Here is an 18,923-nt window from a genome sequence, read left to right as displayed (position 1 = left end):
AACTCAGAAGTGAAACGCAATAGCGCCGATGGTAGTGTGGGGCTTCCCCATGTGAGAGTAGGACATCGCCAGGCTTTGAACAACATCTGTTTAAAGCACTGTATAGATAAGACTTTAAATAGACCACTGCGGAGTGGTAGTTCAGTTGGTTAGAATACCGGCCTGTCACGCCGGGGGTCGCGGGTTCGAGTCCCGTCCACTCCGCCACTTATTAGAAAACCCGATGCGAAAGCGTCGGGTTTTTTATTATCTAAAGTTTAGTAATTAACTTCCCTGGTGCTGTTATTATCGACTTAAACGGATTTTTACCTCAAGTCGTAACAGTCTGATATTTATCATAGTTTTCATATAGCCATTCAAGTCTGCATTCACATCTATCAATTAAGTTGATTGCAAGTAATTGAGAATCATTATCTAATAGGTCAAAAAAAGGACTATTAGAATGAATCTATCTCGTCGTACTTTCTTAAAAAGCTCATTATCATTTTCTGCTATAGCTGCTATCCCTGGGTGCTCATTAACAAAAGTCTCTGAGTCACAAGATCGCATCGTTTATGATCTGACGGCGCAACCTACGACTGCAGAACTTGTTCCAGGATATCAAACCGAGGTCTTAGGCTTTAACGGCCAAATTCCTGCGCCCACAATTCGCTGCAAGCAAGGACAGAAGGTAGTCATTCGTTTCACTAACAAGCTAGACGAACCCACGACGATTCACTGGCACGGACTTCGAATACCTATCGAGATGGATGGCGTACCTTTCCTAAGTCAGCCCCCGATAATGCCTAATGAAACCTTTATCTATGAATTTACGCCGCCAGATGCCGGAACCTTTTGGTATCACCCTCATATGAATAGCGTGGTTCAACTCGGCAAGGGATTGGTTGGAGCGCTTATTGTTGAAGAGAGCGAGCCTTTAGAATTCGATCATGATATGGAATTAGTATTAAAAAATTGGCACATAGACAAAAAAGGTAATTGGAAGCAGCTAATGATTCCCCGATATAGCGCTCGTATGGGTACTCCTGGTGAGTGGGGAACAGTTAATGGTACCAATGAACCTAATTACAAAGTTCGTCCTAACGGGCTTATTAGAGCGCGTGTGGTAAATGTTGATAATACCTTAACTTATAAGATCGCTGTAGAAGGTGCGACAGCTTGGGTAATTGCTATCGATGGAAACCCAATATCCACTCCGTATAAGCTTACTGACCATAAAATGGGCCCAGGTATGCGTCTTGATTTGGCCATAGTTGCCCCTAAGCAAGATGGTTCTACAGTTTATGTTCGCCACCTAAAGGGTAACTTCCCATTTCCTCTTTGTTCTTTCTCAGTCAAAGGTGAGGGCGTTGCTAAGGAACAAAAGATACCATCCTTACCATTAAACCCAATTCCAAAGCCTGACCTATCGAATGCCATCACCAAGGACTTTGTCTTCGAGTGGGAAGGGGCTGTTACTCCAGCAAGTAAAGACGGTAAAGCTATACCTAAGTTCTGGTTAATGAACAAAAGAGCTTGGGAAGGCATGAGTAAAGATAAAATACCAGATCCTATTGCAGAGTTGGAGTTGGGCCGTACTTATATTTTCGATCTCAGAAATGTCACACAGTATCACCATCCTATTCATCTACATGGTCATACTTTTACAGTGCTTGAGCTGGATGACAAAGAGGTCGAGCCATTTCATACCGACACTGTGTTACTTGGAAAAAACGGCAGAGCAAAAGTTGCATTTGTTGCAGATAACCCTGGAAGCTGGATGTATCACTGTCATGTTATTGAACATATGAAGACAGGACTAATGGGATACGTCAAAGTGAGTTAAAAGTGACTCCTGTAACGTTTTAAATTTTGACTACAAACGATAGACTATATCTGTGTCTTATGAAAACATAATTTTCGCTGACTTCTGTCGAAATCATCAAGTGTTCGTATACTATTAGCTCTATAGGCATTTAATTTTAGGTACTCGATGATGGGTCAGTTTGCAGTTTTAGGTTTTATAGCGATAGGTGGTGCTTTTGGTGCATGCTCACGCTACTTAGTTTCAGAATTATGTATTGTACTTTTTGGTCGAGGGTTCCCTTATGGGACACTTACCGTTAACGTAGTTGGTTCGTTTATTATGGGGTTACTCATAGCAGCTTTTGAGACTGAAGTACTTGCCCCAGAACCATGGCGTCAAATAATAGGTCTTGGGTTTCTTGGCGCTTTAACTACCTTTTCTACGTTTTCCATGGACAATGTACTCTTGATGCAACAGGGAGCATTTTTGAAAATGGGACTTAATGTTCTACTCAATGTGGTTCTAAGTATCTCTGCATGCTGGATAGGGTTTCAGTTGCTGATCAAAAGTTAAACAAAAAGATACATAGTTTGGTTGAAAAATCGGAACTAATTATTCTATAATCGCTTCAATACTTGTCGGAGTGCCTTAGGGCTGAGACCGTTAATTCGGGATCCGTTGAACCTGATCTGGTTAGTACCAGCGAAGGGAACAGGAGAAATAAAATGGAAACCCTCCCTCTTTTATTTATCAAATAGCGCAAGCTATTGTGGTTGATACCTCTTGTACTCACACATCCGTCAAGCATTTATCTTTTATAACTATATGATATATAAGGAAATGCTATGTCGACACGTAAGCAAAGCAGACTGGAAGCAAAAAACTTCATCGATACGCTATCGGTGACTCCCTATCCAAACTCTCAGAAGACCTATATTCAAGGTAGCCGCAGTGACTTACAAGTCCCTATGCGCGAGATATCGTTGGCCGACAGCCTGATTGGAGGCAGTCAAGATAACCCTATCTATGTTCCCAACGAACCTATTCATGTCTACGACACGTCCGGTGTTTATACTGATCCAAACCACCATATTGACCTCTATTCAGGCCTACCAAAGTTAAGAGAACAATGGATTGATGAACGTTCTGATACGGAAGTATTAGCCGGTGTGAGCTCTGAATTTGCCAAAGAGAGACTTGAGGATGAGACGCTTGATGAGCTTCGCTATGGTCAGCTTCCCCGTATTCGAAGAGGTGTAGAGGGCGCATGTGTTACTCAGCTCCATTATGCTAGGAAAGGCATCATTACCCCTGAAATGGAATACATCGCGATACGCGAGAATATGGGACGTCAAAAACTCAATGATGAAATGCTCACCCAGCAGCATCCGGGTCAGCACTTTGGTGCTAATCTACCTAAAGAGATTACGCCAGAATTCGTTCGAAAAGAGGTAGCTGAAGGGCGCGCGATCATTCCTTCCAATATTAACCACCCCGAGTCAGAGCCAATGATCATTGGACGCAATTTCTTGGTGAAGGTTAATGCCAATATTGGCAATTCATCAGTAACTTCATCGATTGAAGAAGAAGTAGAAAAACTTGTTTGGGGCACTCGTTGGGGCGCCGATACGGTAATGGATTTGTCGACGGGCCGTAATATCCACGAAACCAGAGAGTGGATATTGAGAAATAGCCCTGTGCCAATTGGTACGGTTCCTATGTATCAAGCCTTAGAGAAGGTGAATGGAGTTGCTGAAAATCTTACTTGGGAAGTTATGCGCGATACGCTTATCGAGCAAGCAGAGCAGGGCGTTGACTACTTTACTATACATGCTGGCTTACTTCTGAGTCATATTCCGATGACTGCTAAACGTGTTACTGGAATCGTATCTCGCGGCGGATCCATTATTGCTAAGTGGTGTCTTGCCCACCACGAGGAGAGTTTCCTCTATACCAACTTCAAAGAAATCTGTGAGATATGTGCACGCTATGACGTGGCTCTTTCCTTAGGAGATGGCTTACGCCCTGGCTCTATTGCTGATGCCAATGATGAAGCTCAGTTTGCCGAATTACGCACACTTGGGAAACTCACTAAAATTGCTTGGGAACACGATGTACAAGTAATTATTGAAGGTCCAGGCCATGTTCCAATGCATATGATCAAAGAGAATATGGAAGAGCAACTGGAGCATTGTCACGAAGCACCATTCTACACGTTGGGTCCACTCACAACAGATATTGCACCAGGATATGACCACATTACGTCAGGTATTGGTGCGGCTATGATTGGCTGGTACGGGTGCGCTATGCTGTGCTACGTCACTCCAAAAGAACACCTCGGTCTACCAAACAAAGACGATGTAAAAACGGGGCTTATCACCTATAAGCTCGCCGCTCACGCTGCGGACTTAGCTAAAGGGCATCCTGGTGCACAAATTCGAGACAACGCTTTGTCAAAGGCTCGTTTTGAGTTCCGTTGGGAAGATCAGTTTAACTTGTCATTAGACCCTGATACCGCGCGTCAATTTCACGATGAGACTCTCCCTCAGGAGTCCGGAAAAGTCGCTCACTTTTGTTCTATGTGCGGACCTAAATTCTGCTCAATGAAAATATCTCAAGAAGTTAGAGAATACGCCAAAGAGCAGCAAGGGGCTGAGAGCATCGACATCAAATTGATTGATGATCCATTGGAAGGTATGCGTCAAAAATCTAAAGAGTTCAGAGCTACGGGCGCCGAACTTTATCATCCAGCCGTAACTGAAGAGTAAGCGAAGGAGCATCCGTTGACACTTTTAATCCCATCTAATCATCAAGATCTTATTGAACGCGTTCGTCATGTTCTGTCGTTAGCGCAGAGTGTAGGCTTTGATATCGAAGATATTCAGATATCAGAAGTCAAAGAGTCGGATGTTATTCACATTGATGACTCTGAACGTCGCCAAATCATCAGTTCTGATCTGCTATCAGTGCAAATGAATAATGAGGCGGACTATCGACTTCACTATCACCATGGTTTTGTAGAAAGCGATTTCCCCAAGGTGATACAGTCAATGACGCTTGGAGACGTTTATATTGATGTTCATTCGGAGTTTGAACGCAAGGATATATGGTCTTGTCGTGAAGAGGTGATTAAGGCGTCATCGGGAGCGCTATCGTTAACTGATGCTCAAGAGCACTTTGCTTGGTTTATTGTCTCTATTGTGTTGGATTTTCCTCTTGAAGATGCTGTTATATTAGCTAGAGCAGGAAGTGTTTCACGTGAAACATGGCCATCAACAAGGGAGCAGTTCTTCACTCCGGTGATAGAAAACTCTCATCTAGCTATTAAAGTGGGATGGGCAGTGAGAGCCTCCACATCCGTATTTCCGACGTTATCTAAAAGCAGTCTTGGGCTGTACCCGGTTGTTGATAACGTAGAGTGGATTGAGCGCTTACTGAAACAAGGTATAAAGACGATTCAATTAAGAATCAAAGACCCTGATTACCCTAATCTTGCTCAGCAGATTCAGAAAGCCATTCAATTGGGTGAGCAGTATGACGCGCAAGTATTTATCAATGACTACTGGCAATTGGCTATTGAGTATGGCGCCTTTGGTGTACACCTAGGTCAAGAAGATATAGAGACTGCAGACCTTACCTTGTTGGCATCCAACAATATCGCGCTTGGTCTTTCTACCCATGGCTATTATGAGCTGCTTCGAGTGGTCCAAATTCATCCCAGCTACATCGCATTAGGTCACATCTTTCCGACAACCACTAAAGTCATGCCATCAAGACCTCAGGGGTTGGTACGACTCGCTCTGTATCAGCAATTGATCGACTCTATTCAATATGGAGAGAAGCTTGGTTACCCGACAGTTGCTATTGGCGGTATTGATCTGCAAACCGCTAAACCTGTTTGGGATTGTGGTGTTACCAGCCTAGCGGTAGTGAGAGCGTTAACATTAGCGGCTGATACTCAGCACGTTATCAATGAGTTCTCACTAATAATGGCAGGAGAGCGTGATGGTCTCCGATAAACAGTTTCAACAATATCTAAGGCAGTTGAGCTTGCCCAATGTCGGTGAAAACGGCCAAGCGGCGATTTGTGAAAGTCATGTACTAATTGTTGGGTGTGGTGGATTAGGAACAGCAGCAAGCATGTATATAGCTGGAGCGGGAGTAGGAAGAATCGTTATCGCTGATGATGATGATATCGAGCTGTCGAACTTACCGAGACAAATTACCTATCGTTCAAATGAGGTTGGGCAATCCAAAGTAAAAACTCTGGCTGATTTTCTCAAGGCACAAAACTCAGACATTAATGTTAGGACCATTAAGCGTCGTTTGCACGGTAGCCAATTAGCGCTCGAGGTGTCCTTGGCAGATGTTGTGATTGACTGTACTGACAATATAGAAACTCGGCAGGCAATAAACAAAGCCTGTGTTGAGAATCGCAAAGCTCTAGTGACTGCCGCCGCGATAGGTTGGAGCGGTCAATTGGCGGTATTTCAGTTCTCTAAACTAGCCACACCTTGTTATCACTGCCTCTATCCATTCGAAGAACTTGATAGGGCAATGAAATGTTCTGAGTCGAGTGTAATGGGACCAGTAGTGGGAATGATGGGCGTCTATCAAGCTTTAGAGGCGCTAAAGGTCATTACAGACTTAGGTAACAGCAGTCACCCTGAATTGAAGCTATTTGATGGCTTAACTGGACAGTGGCAGTCTCTTAAGATTTCTCATGATGAGACGTGTTCAGTTTGCCGTGATTCGAAGATAACAACAGGAATCAAAAATGATCCAATTTACCGTAAATAACGCACCGAAAGAAACCTCTCACGAGCTTAACCTCATTAGCGTACTTAAAGAGCTAGATATTGAAACGCAAGGCTGCGCGGTAGCAGTAGACGATGAAATTATACCAAGAGCCAAATGGTCGGATTTCACAGTCAAATCCAACATGTCCATCAATGTTTTCCAAGCTATCGCAGGAGGCTAATATGCTCACTATCGCAGGAAAGACCTTTAACTCACGTTTGTTTACTGGAACGGGAAAGTTCGCCGATAAGTCACTCATGATTGCAGCTATTGCTGAAAGTCAGTCAGAGTTGGCAACCATGGCACTTAAACGTGTTGACCTAAACCAACAAGATGACGACATCCTAAGTCCACTTATTGGTAATAACGTAAACCTATTACCTAATACATCTGGGGCGAAGAACGCAAAAGATGCCGTCTTTGCTGCGCACTTAGCGCGCGAAGCGTTAGGCACAAATTGGCTGAAACTTGAAATTCATCCAGACCCAAAATACTTGCTACCAGATCCTATTGAGACCTTGAAGGCGGCGGAGCAGTTAGTAAAAGACGGGTTTGTTGTGCTTCCTTACTGCCACTCAGATCCTACGTTATGCAAGCATCTAGAAGAAGTGGGTTGTGCTGCGGTGATGCCTTTGGGAGCACCCATTGGTAGTAACAAAGGTTTGGTAAGTCGTGATTTCTTAGAAATTATAATCGAGCAGGCTAACGTACCAGTGGTTGTTGATGCCGGAATCGGCGCGCCTTCTCATGCTGCGTTGGCAATGGAAATGGGCGCAGACGCTGTGTTGGTGAATACAGCGATTGCCGCGGCGGCAGATCCAGTTCAAATGGCTCGTGCATTTAAGCTCGCAGTCGAATCTGGGCGTTTGGCCTATGAAAGTGGCCTAGCAGGAACGGTAAACCACGCGGTGGCATCCAGCCCGCTAACCGCTTTTCTTGATTCAATGTGAGTACGATAGATAAAGGTGAAACGATGAGTTTTGTTGAGGAACACGCTAAGTACAACTGGGACGACGTTCGTCTATCAATATACTCGAAAACAGAAAGAGACGTTCAGCGTGCTTTGAGTAAAACCAAGTTAGATCTTGAAGACTTTAAGGCGTTAATTTCTCCGGTGGCAGAGCCGTACTTAGAGCAGTTAGCGCAGCGCTCTTTTGCGCTTACTCGTAAGCGTTTTGGACATACCATGTCGATGTACATTCCATTGTACCTGTCTAATCTCTGTGCCAATGCATGTACCTATTGTGGCTTCTCAATGGAAAACCGCATTAAGCGTAAGACACTCTCTGAAGAGGAAATCAATGCTGAATGCAATGTGATTAAATCTATGGGATTTGACAATATTCTGTTGGTAACGGGAGAGCATGAAAACAAAGTAGGGATGAAGTATTTCAAGCAAGTTCTTCCTGCAATCAAAAAGCACTTCAGCTACCTAGCAATGGAAGTTCAACCTTTGGCGCAAAGTGAGTATGCTGAGCTAAAGCATAGTGGTTTGGATGCGGTTATGGTGTATCAAGAAACCTATAATCGCAGAACCTATGCCGAACATCATTTGCGTGGCAACAAGATGGATTTTGATTATCGGTTAGATACACCTGATAGATTAGCGAAAGCAGGTATCGATAAGATTGGTATTGGCTCGTTGATCGGCTTAGAAGAGTGGCGCACGGACTGCTTTTTTGTAGCAGCACACTTACAGTACTTAGAAGGCCGTTATTGGAAGTCTCGTTACTCTATCTCTTTTCCAAGGCTAAGACCCTGTGAAGGTGCGTTGCAACCAAAATCTGTAATGACAGATAAACAGTTAGTGCAACTAATATGTGCTTATAGATTGTTTAACAATGAAGTTGAGCTTTCTCTGTCTACACGTGAATCTCCAACTTTTCGAGACCATGTTTATCCACTAGGAATCACCAGTATCAGTGCGGCATCAAAAACACAGCCTGGTGGTTACGCTAATGAAGAAGAAGAGCTTGAACAGTTTGCTATTAGTGATGAACGTAGCGCTCGTCTTGTTGCTGAGTCTGTCAAGCAAGTTGGAATGGAACCGGTTTGGAAAGATTGGCACCAATCCTATTCAGGATAAACCGGTATAGTCTATGAAGTGTTTCACGTGAAACAAAAAAAGGAGCTGTTAAACAGCTCCTTTTTAATCTCTCGGGTAAGCTAGCGAACAAGCGGTGCGCAGGCTTGCTCTAACCAATCAAGCGGCTCACCTTCAACAAGTGGCGCTACCTCATCAAACACTTTACGGTGATACGAATCCAGCCAGTTGATTTCTTCATCCGTTAACAATGAGCTAACGATATTTCGCTTATCGATAGGGCAACGAGTCAACGAATCAAAACCAAGCATGCTAGCATCACCTTGTGTCGATTTCTCGATAACCAGTTCCAAATTCTCAATACGGATGCCAAACTCATCAGCGCGATAGTACCCAGGTTCGTTTGACAGTACCATTCCGGCAATGAGTGGAGTGTTATTCACTGCTTTAGCAATGCGTTGTGGTCCTTCATGAACACTTAAGAAATGTCCAACACCATGGCCAGTGCCGTGATCATAGTCAAAACCATTTGCCCACAAATGCTGACGAGCTAAAACATCTAACTGGTGACCACAGGTGCCGTTGGGGAATAGGGCGGATGCAAGAGCAATATGACCTTTCAGCACCAATGTAAACTGGCGCTTCATTTCTTCTGAAGGCGAACCAATAGCGATTGTTCTTGTGATATCGGTAGTACCATCAAGATACTGGCCACCTGAGTCAACTAGATATAGAGTATCTTTAATAATCGCACCAGGGACTTCTTGATTTTCATGGTTGTAGTGACACATCGCGGCATTTCCTGCAGAGGCGGAAATCGTGTCAAAGCTAAGGTCTACGAGTGAGCTATCGAGTTGACGGAATGATTCTAACTTATCGGAGAGAATAGCTTCATCATAGAGATTTCCGCTAGCCACTTCTTTGTCCAACCAAGAGAGGAACTTAACCATCGCAGCACCATCTCGGATGTGACAAGCTTTCATTCCTTCGATTTCTACATCATTTTTAGCCGCTTTTGGCATTAGACAAGGGTCGGCAAGTTGTAACTGTTTCGCTCCGAAAGACTCAAGCTTTAATTGGAACCAAGCATTACTGGTTGCTGGGTCCAAGGTGACTTTTTTGCCAGATAGAGCCTCAAGAGCTCGCTCTAAATCGCTAGGGCTACATACTTCAACTCCGTTGCCTACGTGAACGTCGAATGCCGCACGGTCGTCAATTCGTGACTCATCAATGAAGAACTTTGTTGAGCCATCGGAGTAGAGGATGGCATGCGCCAATAAGACTGGCAGACGAGATACATCAAGCCCACGTACGTTCAGAAGCCAGCAAATCGAATCCAATTCAGTAATGATAGCGGCATCAGCGTCAGAGGCCACTAGTGATTGCCCTAGAGCTATACGCTTGTCTTGACTACTTTGTCCTACTTTTTCAATAGGCATTAAACGAACTTGGCTTAGCTGAGGTTCTGGACGATCGCTCCAATTAATGTCGATTGGGTTTTGTTCTGTTGCGACCAGTTCGAACTTACTACCCAATTGAACTAAGGCACCTTGATACCAGCTGCCACGGTGCATGCGCGGGTCTATACCAATACGAGAACCGACAGGAAGTGTCTCGGTTACCCATTTAATTGGTGGTTGCTCAATGAGGTGGCAGTATTCAAAAATACCATCAGGTACTTGTTTTCTTACTTGCACCGTATAACGGCCATCGACAAAAATGGCCGCATTTTTGCGAGTCACAACAGCAGCGCCTGCTGAACCAGTAAACTGCGTTAGCCAATGTAGACGCTCATTATGAGCGGGTACATACTCGCCCAAGTACTCGTCTTCGTGTGCGACGATAAACGCATCAAGATCGTTTGCTACAAGCCAAGCTTGAACCAGCTCAACTCGGCGAGAAATTTGTTCCTGCATCTGTTATTCCTTCATCATGGCGAAACAAGTCACCTGGTAGTATTTGCCCTATAAGCTAGCGCTTTTGCCGCCCATATACAATCGATTCCGGTGGCTGCGAAATAAGGTTTCAACAATCAAAACCCGACGTCAAACGTTATACGGGTTATCTCAGGTGTAATGTCTTCTGACGGATAATATCAATCAGCCAAGTTAGCGCTGGATCGCGATTTCTGTCCTTATGCCAAAAGAGTGTGTACGCCATCGGAGGAAACTCTAAAGGTAAAGGAAGCACGGTAAGCCCCATCTGCTCCGCGACTAGGTGTACGAAGTGTCGAGGTGCGGTAAAGACAAAGTCGGTGTAACTGCAAAGTGCTGCGGCATTATTGAAGTCAGGAACGGTGATTGCGATATCGCGCTCTCTGCCCATATCTGAGAGTTTGTAGTCTAATAACCATCGATCACTTCCATCACAACGAACTTGTACATGGCGAAGCGACAAGTAGGTTTCCAAATTCCAAGGCTTAGATAGCACAGGGTGATTTGCGCGGACTAAACACATTTGGTTGTCACGATACACTTCAAGCTCTTGGATATCATCAGGTGGATACATGGTTCGAACTGCATCTCTAATATCGATGTCTTTACCTGTAATCCCTAAATCAAGTTCACCTTTTTGCATTCTCTCAAACGTCAGCTCAGTCCAAGAGTGGGTGCTGATGCTGAGGTTTGGTCCTTGTCCAAAAATAGCTGGTAAGAAGTGCGGCATAATAAGCGGATAAACGCTTTCTACCGCCGCAATATGGAATCGATATTCACTGGTAGTCGGTGAGAACTCGGGTGGTTCAGTTATCGATTGCATGTGAGTCACTAGAACTTCGAGCTTAGGTTTGAGCTGCAATGCCCGTGGTGTAGGCAACAGACCATGCGCATGGCGAGTAAATAATGGGTCGTCGAAAAGCGCTCTGAGTTTGGCAAGTGACTTACTTACGGCCGATTGACTTAGACATAAGCGGTTCGCAGCGCGAGTCACGTTACATTCTTCAAGTAACACATTCAGACACAACAATAAGTTAAGATCAATTCTGCTTAGCTTTTCGAGATTCATATTAAGACATTCCTGCTGGGAATAATGCTAATGAGTATAAACCATTTCTGTTCATATCATAACAAGACTACACTCTGCGCAAACAATCTAAAGTTATCTTATCTGTAAGAGGTAAACACCTTGCAAACGGCACCGTCAAAAATCCAAATCGCAGCGTTAGTTATGTTGGTATTCTTTAGCCCACTGGCTATCGATATTTATCTTCCAGCGTTAACACAAATCTCTACTGCTTTCGATGTAGAGCATACGTTAGCGCAAGATACGATTACGTGGTTCCTATTTGCTATGGGTGTAGGACAAGTGTTTGCAGGTCCCCTTGCGGATAAACTTGGACGTCGAACGGTTGCTCTCGGCGGTATAGCTATCTATGGATTGAGTGCTTGCTTGGCGTGGGCGGCTCAATCAATTGATTGGATGCTTGCTGCTAGGTTGCTGCAAGGCTTAGGTGCGTGCGCGACATCTGTGGCAGCCTTTGCAACCGTTCGCGACATGTATGGGCCAGAGAAAAGCGGCAAGGTGATCAGTTATCTTAATGGCGCTATCTGCTTTATTCCTGCGTTAGCACCGATCTTGGGCAGCTACCTGACCCAACAATATGGCTGGCGTGCTAACTTTAGCTTTATGGCCGGCTTCGCGTTGTTTGTTGGTGCGTTAGTGCTATTCAACATGAGGGAGACCAACCCTAAACAAGAAGGACAGCAGTACTTTGCGCTGTCGCGCTACATCGATGTACTGCGAACTCCGACGTTCGTTTTCCATGCGTCGTTATGCTTATTAGCCATGGGTGTTATCTTAGCTTATGTCACCTCAGCCCCAGTGGTTTTGATGGACAAGATGGGACTAACGATGAATGAGTTTACCTACTGGTTTGGTCTGAATGCGGTCTTTAACATTGCGGCATGTATGCTAGCGCCTAAGATTATGGATAAAATAGGTACTCACAAAACACTACAATTAGGTATTACCACACTATTAGTTGCTGGTGGGTTAATGGCGTGGGGTGCACGTTTTGCAACACCTGCATCATTTATGCTTCCTGTGATTATGTCGTCAATTGGTTTCGCGTTGATTCTAGGAGCTTCCGCTGGTAAAGCGTTGGCACCATTTGGAGATAAAGCGGGTACAGCTGCAGCATTGTTGGGTCTGTTTCAAATGAGTGGCTCTGGATTACTCGTGGGGACGATGCAAAGAGCGGGTCTTGATGCGCCGTATATGATCGCAATGCAAATGTGGTTAGTGTTGCCTGCGTTATTTATCCTAAGATCGAAAGTTGGCAAAGGTTGGCATCAAACTGTAAAAATCGGCTAATTTAAAAACGATTTTGTTTTCCAATTAAAGAAACAGGTGTATATTTAGCAATAAACACACCGTATTAATTATTAACTGGATAAACGCAGTAATGTCTTTGACAACTTACGAAATGGCTCGCATTCTCGAGCAGATGGAAGAGTCTCCAGAAAAAATCATGTTTGGTAAATTGCTTAATGAACTAGGCAATCAGAGCGAAGAGCGCATCCGCAGTGCCGCTAAACAAGTACCAATCCACATGTTGCGTGATATCGTGTATCAATTTCAGAGAGTCATTGAGTCTCGCAAAGGTGAACAAGTTCAGTTATTAGCGAAAGAACTTTCTGACCAAGGTATTTCCGCAGAAGAACTTAAAGAGTTTCTGGCGAATAAATAAATCACATCCCAAAATAACCCCGCTTATCTAAGCGGGGTTATTTTTTCCATTCTTATTAATGCTAATTTAATTTAGAGCGGATAAGTTTATCTGCAGATATTGGTCCCGGTCCCCAAACGACAACTATCAAGATCATTAGTCCCCATAATTGATGATCATAAAAGCCTTTTTCCCAAAGTAGCGGGTAAGAAACAACCGCAATGATATTAAACACAAATAATATTGCTGCCATTGGGCGGGTAAACAAACCGAGAACCATGAAGACAGGTAACACCAATTCTGCTGCTGTTCCCATATAAGCCGCTAGCTCCCAAGGAATAAGAGGGACGTGATATTCATACTCAAACAAGTAGAGAGTACTGTCCCAGGAAGCAATCTTGGTGAGTCCCGAATTAAAAAATACCCATGAAACCCAAAGTCGACAGAACACTAATAATAAGGGCACAAAGCCGCGTTGTAGCGCTTCGATAAGGTTGTCATAAATCGTGAGCCAGTGTGTTACTTTCGTATTCATACCATACTCCTTGGATTGCTTTCGTCGAATAGAGTGAACCCGGCTACAACGTCCCACGTAAGCAAGTTTGGTAGTTCAGATAGTAGAGCGGGATTTATTCGCTTTAATGGATTGCCATGGCTTATCTCGACCCATAGCTGTTGAAGTTGATTATTCAGAATGTGTAGCGTTGGTTGAGCAGAACCTCGTTTAACCATGAGTAGCGTTTCGGCTTGGTTAATGTCTAGGTTATCGAATTCATGGTCTTTTACTGCTTGGAAAAGACTACCGATGGCATAATTCGAGTAGATTAAGTGACTAGAAGGTTTCACATGAAACACTAAGTCTGAATGTTGACTTTCTGGCACGGACGCCAAATTGACGATAGGTTCCAGATCTTCTTTTAAAGTAACGTCTTGTGCTCTTTGCAGTTCGTCTAATGACCATTCAATCGACATCACATCCAGCAGATATGGCACAGCAAGTGTGATGTTTTCAAGTTGGCTCACAGAGTCAGCAAACCCGGCTCCATAACTCATAACATTACCGGAGCGCGGAGGATGTTGAGTAATATGGTGCTTTGCCATCGAATCAAAACACTCATCACCAACCAGTTGGCGTGTTATAGGATAGCAAGCTGCTAGTACCTCAGATAAGCTAACAACAAAGTTATTTCGGTAGATCTGGACTCGATCAATCGCGGTAAAATGATCGGATAAAATGTCACAGTCCTCTCCGGTGCTTTGATAGAGGAGTGCTTGACTGAATCGCTGTTGGAGCTCGTTAAGCGTCATTGTTATGCACTCCTTAGAGTTTGAGTAAGGGGAACTTCAAGTAAGATGTCGATGGCTTTATTGGCTTCTTCTAATAGAACTTGCGGAGCAGGGATGTCTAAATCCCATTCGATCAAGGTTGGAACTGGTGTATTAATACGATTCCAGTCTTTATAGAGCTGCCAAACCTCATCGGATACTCGGGCGCTGTGTGTGTCAATCCAAATCTCTCCTTGTTCTAATTGCTTACGAGTAAATCCGGCTAGATGAATTTCGTCGACAGTGGCAGGGTCAATGGCCGCCAAGTACTGATTAGTATCGTACTGATGGTTGAAGCAGGAGACGTGCACATTGTTTAGATCGAGTAATAAACGACAATCTGTTTGCCGCTGTACTTCCGCCAGAAATTCCCACTCGGGAATCGTCGAATGATTGAAACGAAGATAACTAGACGGATTCTCTATTAACAGTGGGCGTTGAATGGCGTCTTGAACCTGCTGCACATTACGACAAAAAAGTTGTAGTGCTTCTTCAGTGTAAGGCAGAGGTAATAGGTCATTGAAATAGTGACCACCATGCTCACTCCAACTTAGATGATCGGAAACAACGAACGGCTGGATTTCACGGATTAATTGTTGGAGTGACAGTAAATGCGATTGGTTGACTTTACTGGTAGAGCCGAGTGACAAGCCAATACCATGACAGCTTATCTCTACCTGTTCTCGAATTGCCAATAACTGCTGATACTCCGTGCTGTTTGTTTGGAAGTAATTCTCACTATGAATCTCTAACCAACCAACTTGATTAGTATTGTGTTCGAAGTAGTCGAGGTGAGGTGTACGTAGACCCACACCGACTAATTGAAATGCCTGACTTCGATCCATTGTGATCTCCCTGATCTGTTGCCTATTGTGAGTAAGCTGTAGAAAAGTGAAAGGGCGCTCGATGACGCCCCTTCGTGTAGCTTGTAACTTGAAAATGGATGAACAAACAAAGTTACAAATAAGCTAAGCTGCAAGCAGTATTGCTTTCGGCTTTGGAGGCTTTCTATGCAGATTCAGTACTACCACCTGTAAGCTTGCCACATAGCCCTTTTGGTACCACGACAAACGCGTCTTTTTGATTATCTTCTTTGGCTGTACCAGCACATGAGCTTGTTTTTGTAGCACAGTCATTTTTACCTGCCTTTGATACGCCGTAGCATTTCTCTTTTTCTGCAGCATGAGCTGGAGCGGCAGTAAGCATAGTGCCACCTAGAGCGATTAGACCGGTAACTGCAGCAGTGATAGCTAGATTTGTAGTTTTCATAGTAACGTCCTCGAGACTTGATCCTTGTGGTTTCTTTTCACAAGCGCTTAGTTGCGACTTGCTTATTCAATAGGATAGGAAGGGCTTCGAAAATCTTTCAATTTATTCACAAAATATTTAAAAAAGTGTTAAATATTATTTTATTTACTTGATTTTAAAGAATTTAAATCAAAATAAAAAAACTGATATTTTTCTGAAACCAGAACACTGTTTGAGTTATAATCAATCGATATGTATAAATAACCAGTAGCTAAGTATCATGGATCCATCTCTTCTTCTCGACGGCCTTAATGACAAACAACGTGAAGCTGTTGCAGCTCCTTTAGAGCATATGTTGGTGCTAGCTGGTGCTGGTAGTGGCAAAACTCGCGTACTTGTTCACCGTATCGCTTGGTTAATGTCGGTGGAAAATGCCTCTCCGTTCTCCATCATGTCAGTGACCTTCACCAATAAAGCTGCTGCAGAGATGAGAGGGCGAATCGAAGAGTTGATGATGGGCAGTTCGTCGGGGATGTGGAACGGTACTTTCCATGGTATTTGCCATCGTATACTGCGCGCTCATTATCTCGATGCGAAGCTGCCAGAAGATTTTCAAATTCTAGACTCTGATGACCAACAACGCCTACTGAAGCGATTGATAAAAGCTCAGAATCTAGATGAGAAACAGTGGCCAGCACGTCAGGCTGCATGGTGGATCAATGGTAAGAAAGATGAAGGTTTGAGGCCTCAACACATTGATAGCTATCAAGATCCTGTAACGAAGACCTATTTGCAAATCTATACCGCCTATCAAGAAGCGTGCGATCGAGCAGGGCTGGTGGATTTTGCCGAAATCTTGCTGCGCGCTCATGAGCTACTACGTGACAACAAGTTTGTTCGCGAGCACTATCAAGCTCGCTTTAAACACATTTTGGTGGATGAGTTCCAAGACACCAACAACATTCAATATGCTTGGCTACGAATGATGACGGGCCCTGATTGTAAGGTGATGATTGTTGGTGATGATGACCAATCTATTTATGGCTGGCGCGGCGCTAAAGTCGAGAACATCCAGAAATTCCTCGATGAATATTTGGGTGCGACAACCATTCGTCTCGAGCAGAATTATCGCTCAACTAAGACCATTCTCGAAGCTGCCAATGAACTGATCGCCAATAACACAGAGCGTATGGGTAAAGAGCTGTGGACAGACGGTAATGAAGGCGAAAAAATCTCGGTTTACTCTGCTTACAATGAGCTAGATGAAGCGCGTTTTGCGGTCAATAAAATCAAAGAATGGCAGGAAACAGGCGGTAGTCTAACGGACTGCGCGATGCTATATCGAAATAACGCCCAGTCTCGTGTTTTAGAAGAAGCGCTTATTCAAGCTCAACTGCCGTATCGAATCTACGGTGGTATGCGATTCTTCGAGCGTCAAGAAATCAAGGATGCACTTGGTTACCTACGATTGATTGCCAACCGCAATGATGATGCAGCGTTTGAACGTATCGTAAATACCCCAACTCGTGGCCTTGGAGATAAAACGCTGGATACCATTCGTTTCGCTGCGCGAGATCGCGGTGCGACATTATGGGAAGCGAGTAATGCATTGCTGGAAGAGAAGGTATTTGCCGGGCGCGCAGCAGGAGCGTTATCGCGTTTCATCGAACTTATTAATGCATTAGAAGACGATACCTTTGAATCGGCACTGCATGAGCAAACCGACCATGTTATCAAAACCTCAGGTTTGTTCTTGATGTATGAGCAGGAAAAAGGTGAGAAATCCAAGGCACGTATTGAAAACTTGGAGGAACTGGTTACCGCAACTCGTCAATTCGAAAAGCCGGAAGAGGCTGAAGATATGACATTACTGACCGCATTCCTAACCCACGCCGCCCTCGAAGCGGGTGAAGGTCAGGCAGATGAGTTTGATGATGCAGTGCAATTAATGACGCTCCACAGTGCTAAAGGGTTAGAGTTCCCAATGGTATTTATGGTTGGGGTAGAGGAAGGCATGTTCCCAAGTCAGATGTCAGCAGAAGAAGCGGGCAGGTTAGAGGAAGAGCGCCGCTTGTGTTACGTAGGCATGACGCGTGCGATGGAAAAACTCTTTATAACCTATGCAGAAATGCGTCGCCTGTACGGTCAAGACAAATACCACAAGCCATCGCGATTTATTCGTGAACTGCCGGAAACATGTCTGCAAGAAGTACGAATGAAAGCACAGGTCAGCAGACCAACAAGCTCGGGGCGATTCAGTCAAACTGAGGTGAAGAACAACTTCAATGAAACCGGATTTAATTTAGGAGCGCGAGTGAAGCACCCGAAATTCGGCGAAGGAACGATTATTAACTTCGAAGGTAGTGGGCCGCAAAGTCGAGTTCAAGTAGCCTTCAATGGCGAAGGGATTAAGTGGTTGGTTACTCAATACGCGAAGCTTGAACAGCTTTAGGTTCCCCATGATCCAAATACTAAAAAAGCAGCTCAGGCTGTTTTTTTTATTCGTGCTTTACGAGTTCAGTTCTAATCTGGGATACAGATAAAGAAAAACCCCGAGGGCTTAGGCCCTGCGGGGTTATGGTCTTACTCGCAGCAATCCGGCTACTATAGGTGCTCCATGCATCTAATCCTTGATAGTGTGCTGTATTCCTTCAGCGTATTCCTTTCGTCGCCTTCCTAGCGGTGTCCATTGGTCTTATCCTGACCTGCTAACAATCCTCGTTAGCGCACTTCACTTGATCCCTGAGCGGTGTCCCTGACATCTTCCTGATGTTAAGTCCTTGCCTCATCCAGAGGTGTCCATTGTCTTTCCTTAGTAGTAACCATCCTAGTTACTATTGCGTCCATTCAATGTCCAATTTGCTTTCCGTGCCGACCATTCATCCTGAATAACCGTATCTTCTTCCTGAAGATGCCCAAATCCCTGAGCGTTTCCTGTTCCGTGTCAGATTCCTTCCGACATGGTTAATATTAAATGATACTCGCTTTAGAGCAATCGCGTTGAGGCGAAAAAGTCCCGTATCTTATCAATGAGAAAAATCGACAATTATTCA

Annotated in this window: 17 protein-coding genes, 1 tRNA gene and 1 riboswitch; of the genes, 12 read left to right on the top strand and 6 right to left on the bottom strand. The window is 44.3% G+C overall.

What is annotated here, in order from left to right; genetic code table 11:
- Nucleotides 1–130 precede the first annotated feature (130 nt).
- The 9 genes from MMA19_RS25750 to thiH all read left to right on the top strand — a co-directional run bounded on the left by MMA19_RS25750 (nucleotide 131) and on the right by thiH (nucleotide 8,672).
- Nucleotides 131–207 (top strand) — tRNA-Asp (locus MMA19_RS25750).
- Nucleotides 208–442: 235 nt separating this feature from the next.
- On the top strand, nucleotides 443–1,825 hold the full coding sequence (locus MMA19_RS25745; RefSeq protein ID WP_240207653.1) for a multicopper oxidase family protein: 1,383 nt from the start codon (nucleotides 443–445) through the stop codon (nucleotides 1,823–1,825).
- 150 nt (nucleotides 1,826–1,975) lie between these two features.
- Nucleotides 1,976–2,359 carry a fluoride efflux transporter CrcB gene (gene crcB, locus MMA19_RS25740; protein ID WP_006074609.1) on the top strand — a complete coding sequence of 128 codons (384 nt, stop codon included), beginning with the start codon at nucleotides 1,976–1,978 and terminating at the stop codon, nucleotides 2,357–2,359.
- A 56-nt stretch (nucleotides 2,360–2,415) separates the two neighbouring features.
- Nucleotides 2,416–2,514, top strand: a riboswitch (TPP riboswitch).
- A 117-nt stretch (nucleotides 2,515–2,631) separates the two neighbouring features.
- The gene (gene thiC / locus MMA19_RS25735) at nucleotides 2,632–4,554 is read left to right on the top strand and encodes a phosphomethylpyrimidine synthase ThiC (protein ID WP_038224388.1); all 1,923 of its coding nucleotides are present in this window, start codon (nucleotides 2,632–2,634) and stop codon (nucleotides 4,552–4,554) included.
- Between the two features lie 15 nt (nucleotides 4,555–4,569).
- Entirely contained in the window at nucleotides 4,570–5,805 is a 1,236-nt protein-coding gene (locus MMA19_RS25730; RefSeq protein ID WP_240207651.1) for a thiamine phosphate synthase, read from the top strand.
- On the top strand, nucleotides 5,792–6,586 hold the full coding sequence (locus tag MMA19_RS25725) for a HesA/MoeB/ThiF family protein (protein WP_006074606.1): 795 nt from the start codon (nucleotides 5,792–5,794) through the stop codon (nucleotides 6,584–6,586). Before MMA19_RS25730 ends, MMA19_RS25725 begins: the two co-directional genes overlap by 14 nt.
- Entirely contained in the window at nucleotides 6,564–6,767 is a 204-nt protein-coding gene (thiS, locus tag MMA19_RS25720) for a sulfur carrier protein ThiS (protein ID WP_124940446.1), read from the top strand. The genes MMA19_RS25725 and thiS overlap by 23 nt, the downstream gene beginning before the upstream one ends.
- A 1-nt stretch (nucleotide 6,768) precedes the next feature.
- Nucleotides 6,769–7,536 carry a thiazole synthase gene (locus tag MMA19_RS25715; RefSeq protein WP_107307584.1) on the top strand — a complete coding sequence of 256 codons (768 nt, stop codon included), beginning with the start codon at nucleotides 6,769–6,771 and terminating at the stop codon, nucleotides 7,534–7,536.
- A 23-nt stretch (nucleotides 7,537–7,559) separates the two neighbouring features.
- Nucleotides 7,560–8,672, top strand: coding sequence for a 2-iminoacetate synthase ThiH (gene thiH, locus MMA19_RS25710; RefSeq protein ID WP_239914417.1), 1,113 nt, complete (start codon nucleotides 7,560–7,562; stop codon nucleotides 8,670–8,672).
- 80 nt (nucleotides 8,673–8,752) lie between these two features.
- Here the strand turns inward: thiH and MMA19_RS25705 are convergent, their stop codons facing one another.
- Both MMA19_RS25705 and MMA19_RS25700 read right to left on the bottom strand, forming a co-directional pair.
- Nucleotides 8,753–10,546, bottom strand: coding sequence for an aminopeptidase P family protein (locus tag MMA19_RS25705; protein WP_240207649.1), 1,794 nt, complete (start codon nucleotides 10,544–10,546; stop codon nucleotides 8,753–8,755).
- Between the two features lie 145 nt (nucleotides 10,547–10,691).
- Nucleotides 10,692–11,633: a LysR family transcriptional regulator gene (locus MMA19_RS25700; RefSeq protein WP_088876439.1), complete on the bottom strand. Its 942-nt coding sequence runs from the start codon at nucleotides 11,631–11,633 to the stop codon at nucleotides 10,692–10,694.
- A gap of 120 nt (nucleotides 11,634–11,753) precedes the next feature.
- On the opposite strand from MMA19_RS25700, the gene MMA19_RS25695 reads away from it, so the two are divergent.
- Both MMA19_RS25695 and MMA19_RS25690 read left to right on the top strand, forming a co-directional pair.
- Nucleotides 11,754–12,941, top strand: a complete 1,188-nt coding sequence (locus tag MMA19_RS25695) for a multidrug effflux MFS transporter (RefSeq protein ID WP_256200728.1) — start codon at nucleotides 11,754–11,756, stop codon at nucleotides 12,939–12,941.
- A gap of 91 nt (nucleotides 12,942–13,032) precedes the next feature.
- Complete coding sequence (locus tag MMA19_RS25690) at nucleotides 13,033–13,317, top strand: hypothetical protein (RefSeq protein ID WP_006074597.1); 285 nt, start codon at nucleotides 13,033–13,035, stop codon at nucleotides 13,315–13,317.
- Between the two features lie 61 nt (nucleotides 13,318–13,378).
- On the opposite strand, the gene MMA19_RS25685 is transcribed toward MMA19_RS25690, so the two are convergent.
- From MMA19_RS25685 to MMA19_RS25670, 4 genes are all read right to left on the bottom strand, one after another.
- A complete protein-coding gene (locus MMA19_RS25685; protein ID WP_240207647.1) occupies nucleotides 13,379–13,831 on the bottom strand; it encodes a DoxX family protein in 453 nt (150 codons plus the stop codon).
- The gene (locus tag MMA19_RS25680) at nucleotides 13,828–14,604 is read right to left on the bottom strand and encodes a DNA-binding domain-containing protein (protein WP_124940442.1); all 777 of its coding nucleotides are present in this window, start codon (nucleotides 14,602–14,604) and stop codon (nucleotides 13,828–13,830) included. The genes MMA19_RS25685 and MMA19_RS25680 overlap by 4 nt, the downstream gene beginning before the upstream one ends.
- A gap of 2 nt (nucleotides 14,605–14,606) precedes the next feature.
- Nucleotides 14,607–15,467, bottom strand: a complete 861-nt coding sequence (locus MMA19_RS25675) for a DUF692 domain-containing protein (protein ID WP_240207645.1) — start codon at nucleotides 15,465–15,467, stop codon at nucleotides 14,607–14,609.
- Nucleotides 15,468–15,630: 163 nt separating this feature from the next.
- Nucleotides 15,631–15,891: a DUF2282 domain-containing protein gene (locus MMA19_RS25670; protein WP_006074592.1), complete on the bottom strand. Its 261-nt coding sequence runs from the start codon at nucleotides 15,889–15,891 to the stop codon at nucleotides 15,631–15,633.
- 256 nt (nucleotides 15,892–16,147) lie between these two features.
- Here MMA19_RS25670 and uvrD point away from each other — a divergent pair, with 256 nt between their 5' ends.
- Entirely contained in the window at nucleotides 16,148–18,322 is a 2,175-nt protein-coding gene (gene uvrD, locus MMA19_RS25665) for a DNA helicase II (protein ID WP_086027642.1), read from the top strand.
- Nucleotides 18,323–18,923 lie beyond the last annotated feature (601 nt).

Origin of the sequence: Vibrio sp. CyArs1 (genome assembly GCF_022432925.1) — a bacterium.
GTDB lineage: Bacteria > Pseudomonadota > Gammaproteobacteria > Enterobacterales > Vibrionaceae > Vibrio > Vibrio mediterranei.
Note: the sequence above shows the minus strand (reverse complement) of the source record. Positions and strands in the feature narration are given on the sequence as shown.